The 4,891-nt window shown below is 55.1% G+C and carries 4 protein-coding genes; 3 read left to right on the top strand and 1 reads right to left on the bottom strand.

The window, feature by feature from the left end; all coding sequences use genetic code 11:
- Positions 1 to 147: 147 nt before the first annotated feature.
- A complete protein-coding gene (gene recG / locus PAT3040_RS04005; RefSeq protein ID WP_108991627.1) occupies positions 148 to 2,202 on the top strand; it encodes an ATP-dependent DNA helicase RecG in 2,055 nt (684 codons plus the stop codon).
- A gap of 234 nt (positions 2,203 to 2,436) precedes the next feature.
- Positions 2,437 to 2,724 carry a stage VI sporulation protein F gene (locus PAT3040_RS04000; protein WP_087567790.1) on the top strand — a complete coding sequence of 96 codons (288 nt, stop codon included), beginning with the start codon at positions 2,437 to 2,439 and terminating at the stop codon, positions 2,722 to 2,724.
- A gap of 230 nt (positions 2,725 to 2,954) precedes the next feature.
- On the opposite strand, the gene PAT3040_RS03995 is transcribed toward PAT3040_RS04000, so the two are convergent.
- A complete protein-coding gene (locus tag PAT3040_RS03995) occupies positions 2,955 to 3,656 on the bottom strand; it encodes an SOS response-associated peptidase (RefSeq protein ID WP_108991626.1) in 702 nt (233 codons plus the stop codon).
- Between the two features lie 184 nt (positions 3,657 to 3,840).
- On the opposite strand from PAT3040_RS03995, the gene PAT3040_RS03990 reads away from it, so the two are divergent.
- Positions 3,841 to 4,891 (top strand): DUF2515 family protein (locus PAT3040_RS03990; protein WP_258234819.1); only part of this gene is annotated, 1,051 nt, incomplete at its 3' end.

Genomic DNA, 4,891 nt, shown 5'->3' with positions numbered 1-4,891 from the left:
CGAAGCGGCCGCCCAGGAGCTGGGCGGCCGGGTAAAGTCCGAGCTGAACGTGCAGCGAATCGGATACGCGACGGTAGGGCCTGTCATCGGCACGCATGCCGGTCCCGGTACGACGGCCGTACTTATTCATAGGGTGTGAGCACAACCATGTTGACATTAGATGAACGATCCGTAAGACAGCTGAAAGGCGTGAGCGCCCTCAAGGAGGGGGAGCTTCACGCCTTTGGCATACATACGATATCCGATCTGTTGAATTACTTCCCGTTCCGTTACGAGGACTACTGCGTGCGTGAACTTGCTGAAGTCAAGAGCGGCGAGAAAGCGACGATTATGGGGATCGTGCGTGGCGCGCCAATCATGCAGCGCTACGGTCGGGCGAAGTCGAGACTCACCTGCAAGATCGAATCGGGCGGCATGTTGATTACGGCCGTCTGGTTCAACCGAACGTATATGCAAGAACAACTGCGTCCGGGAAGAGAAATTATGCTGACAGGCAAGTGGGAGCAGCATCGCTTGCAGATAACGGTAGCCGATTCCGAATTTCCCGATTCGGCGAAGGCATCCAAAACCGATTCGCTGCAGCCCGTCTACCACGTCGGCGGCAATATTACGCAAGCCTGGATTCGCAAGATGATCGCTGCAGCTCTGACGCAATACGGTCCCATGATCGAGGAGGTGCTGCCTTACGAGCTTATGGAGCGCTACGGCTTCATGTCACGTTCGGAGGCGGTGGAGGTCATCCATCATCCCGGCGACGCGAGCAGAGGCCAGGAAGCAAGGCGGCGCATGGTATACGAGGAGCTGTTCCTGTTCCAATTGAGGCTGCAGGCCTACCGTGGGCTACATCGGGGACGAGGGGACGGCGTGGCGCAGCCGATCGGCAGCGAGACGATTCGGGAGTTCGCGGCGACGCTTCCCTTCGCCCTCACAGATGCGCAGAAAAAGGTCATCAATGAAATTCTGACGGACATGCGCCGCAATTACGCGATGAACCGGCTGCTCCAGGGCGATGTTGGTTCGGGCAAGACGGTAGTCGCTGCGATTGCGTTGTATGGCGCTGTCCGCGTAGGCCATCAAGGAGCGCTGATGGTTCCGACCGAAATATTGGCGGAGCAGCATGCCAAGTCGCTTGCCCGTCTGTACGAGGGTACCGGCATCCAGGTAGGACTGTTGACAGGCAGCCTGACGGAGCGGAAACGGAGAGACTTGCTCGCAGGCCTGCAGATGGGACTGATCGATGTCGTCGTAGGCACGCACGCGCTCATTCAGGATGATGTGTTTTTTCGGAGTTTGTCTCTGGTCGTAACGGACGAGCAGCACCGCTTCGGAGTGAACCAGCGAAGCGTGCTTCGGCGCAAGGGGATTAATCCCGACGTGCTGACGATGACGGCAACGCCGATTCCGAGAACGCTGGCCATTACGGCATTCGGCGACATGGACGTCTCCACGATCAAGGAGATGCCGAAGGGACGCAAGCCGATCAAAACCTATTGGGTAAAACATGACGCGTTCGACCGCGTGCTGGGTTTTATACGCAAGGAAGCGGCGGCGGGGCGTCAAGCTTATGTCATCTGTCCCTTGATCGAGGAGTCCGAGAAGCTGGATGTGCAGAACGCAATCGATACCTATATGCAGATTCAACAGTCTTGTCCGGATCTGACCATCGGATTGCTGCATGGCAGGCTCTCCACCGCGGAGAAGGACGAAACGATGTCGCGGTTCGCCGCGAACGACAGCCAGGTGCTTGTCGCTACGACTGTCGTGGAGGTAGGCGTTGACGTGCCCAATGCGACACTGATTATTATTATGGATGCCGAGCGATTCGGCTTGTCCCAGCTCCATCAGCTGCGAGGACGCGTCGGACGAGGCGAGCATCAGTCGCATTGCATTTTGATCGCGGATCCAAAGTCCGAGACGGGACGAGAGCGGATGAAGGTCATGACGGAGACGAACGACGGCTTCGAGGTAGCGCGTCGCGATCTGGAGCTTCGCGGGCCAGGCGATTTCTTCGGGACGAAACAGAGCGGTCTGCCGGAGTTCCGCATCGCCGACATGGTGGCCGATTACGAAACGTTGGAGCAAGCCCGGGAGGATGCGGGAGAGCTGACCGAACGGGATGATTTCTGGAGCAACGAGTCTTACGCCCGGCTGTGGGAGATTTTGCGGCGGGAAGGATTATTTCAAGGGGAACAGCTGGACTAGGCAACTATTCTCCTCCTTCGGCATATAGTTAAGCGACTAGGTCGTGTCTGAAAACCCGCTCAGGGGCATCTTTCACCGCCTTTCCGCCCCCTGCTTCGTCACTTTTGCTTGATGTACCCCCGGTACACCTTCACAAAAGTTCCTTGCATGGAACGAAAATTCGGCAAAATCTGCTCCCCTCGGAGTATTCAGACACGCCCTAGACTGGATTGCCGAATGGAGGTGTCTGCCGCTGTGAGTTATCAGAATTACGGCATTCGGCCGCAATTGGTTGAACGCGTAAAGCTCAAGCTGAAAAACCCCGTAGTTAAGGACAAGATACGGCAGCTGCTTGGTAATGTGACCAAATATGATTTGCAGGATCGGGCGAAGGTGCGCAAGCTAGTCAAGTCTGCCGCCGTCATCCTGCAAGAGAAGCTGACCGATGCGCAAGAGGATGGGATCGTCGCGTTTATACTGGCGCAAAAGATCGATCCCAATAACACCTTCCATCTGCTGAAGCTGTGGGGGATGTTTCGCTGACCGTGAGGTCGGCGTTTTTTTTTCTGATTTAAAATCTAACAGACACCAGCGACGCTATTTGTCCGATATTTAACCTCAATCAAATCTAACGGACAGGAAAAACGCTATCGGGTCGTAATGGAGCCAATTTTCGTTATGATGATGCCAATAATGTCGTGAATGTCCGTTAGATTTTCGAAAGTCAAAATAATCGAAGATTAGCGTCATTTTTGTCCGTAAGGTGGCGAGACTCACCACAACTCCATCTGCCCCTCAACTTTATTAGGCGCTATAAGCGACGAATCGTCATTACGAACGTTGCCGACAGCGGCGCCGACAGGATACGCTTCAAGCTCGCGCTCCGGATACGGAACGAATAACGTTCTTAACCGTTTGCTATCCTGCATGCTTCGATCCAGCCATAATGCTTCGTTTTCGGGTCGCAGAATGACCGGCATCCGGTCATGTATGGGAGCGACGACATCGTTAGGCTCCGTCGTCAGAATCGTGCAGCTGCTGATCTTCTCTCCATCGGGAGACAGCCAGGTCTCGTAAAGTCCCGCGATGCTAAAGACGGAGCGGTCGCGTTTCAGGATGCGCATGGGCTGTTTGCGCTTGCCGCCGTCTTCCTTCTGCCACTCGTAAAAGCTGTCCGCCGGGATGATGCAGCGCTTCCGCTTAAGCAGCTCGCGAAAGGCCGGTTTGTCCGCTGCCGTCTCCGCGCGCGCATTAATCATCATGTATCCAATCTTTGGATCATCCGCCCAGGGAGGGATCAAACCCCACTTTAGTTCGCCAAGCCGGTTGCGCTTGCCGTCGTGAATAACGGCGAAGATGAATTGACCGGGGGCGACGTTATATTTGGGCCTGTGGAAAGGAACTGAAGTCTCGTCGATCATATAACGCAACATCAGCTCTTCGAGCGAGATTGTAATCGTATATCTTCCGCACATAAAAAAACCTCCTGCATAGAGGGATATGTATTCATTATACCGTTATTATCGGCATTGGAGAAAGCGCGAGATGCTGGAAAGAGGCGTGACGATCGGGTGCGAGCGGTGTATGGGGAGCCGATTCTTCGCGGATAATGGTGATAATAGAGAATGCAGTTGGCTGCGGTGATAGGAGGGAGTAGGCGTGAAAAATGGTCATGAAGGGAAAGCGGGAGGGAGCGGCGCCGTGCTGATAAGTTGGATTCGCCATATTCTGGCGCTGCCAGGAGCAGCTTGGGCTTATGCAACCGGGAAGTGGCATGCCATGCAGGCATCGCAATCGATGCTGGAATCAGCAGAGCCGCTTGCGCTGCCGTCTTCTTCTACTGCGAAGCTTATGGCGGCATGGGGCAAAGCGTCGGCGTCTCCCGGTGATCCACCTAGACCGCCTGTTGTCTTGTCGAACGATGAAGAGGCGCTGATTGCACGAATTCGGTTAGAAACTGAGGAGCTTAATCGGAATAATGTGACACGCACGGAGGGGTATCGTAATCTATATTTTCGTATGCCGGAGCTTCATTGGGCGCTGCTCGCACATATGGTATCGCGCAACGGCGGTTGGAACATGACCGATTTGCAAGGAGAATGGCTTCCTAGACTGCTGAACGAACGACAACGAAAGGATGTATTCCTGTTCCTGGAGCGGGCCAACTGGTTGATCTTCGGCGATGCTTATCCACAGCTTCTGCTGTACGAATGGAGCCGCAGGCTGGGGCGCAGTCTGTTCCATCTGCTGCCGGCGTTCGGCGTATCTTCGTTTATGGAGCCCGTATGGAGGCATTTCTGGAGGGACGGCGACTCTGCCATGTTGTCGACAGCGCTCATTGTGAACGAGCAGCATTACATCGACGAGCGGGTCGCGCGCCATCCCTATTTCGAGGAGCGGGTGCTGGGGACGATGTTCTTTGGCCTGCAGTCGCTGTTGCAGATGAATGCGGTGTTTTTCCCTTATCGCTGCGGGGTGGATAATAGAGGGGAAGAGCTGCAGCTCGCTGGGCTTATTCTGGAACGTTTTCAGTCGCTGGATGAACGAATCGAATTCGGCAAAAGACTTTATGCCATGTTATTCGGCATTCCCCGCGTATTGGACGGCGTGCGTAACTTCGCTGCCGCCGTTAAGCATACCGGATCTCGCGCGGACTATGCGTCCGGCTTGTTCCAGCCGATTCGGCATCAGCCGCCAGAGCGATTTTATG

The sequence above is a fragment of the Paenibacillus agaridevorans genome, from assembly GCF_003112455.1.
GTDB lineage: Bacteria > Bacillota > Bacilli > Paenibacillales > Paenibacillaceae > Pristimantibacillus > Pristimantibacillus agaridevorans.
Note: the sequence above shows the minus strand (reverse complement) of the source record. Positions and strands in the feature narration are given on the sequence as shown.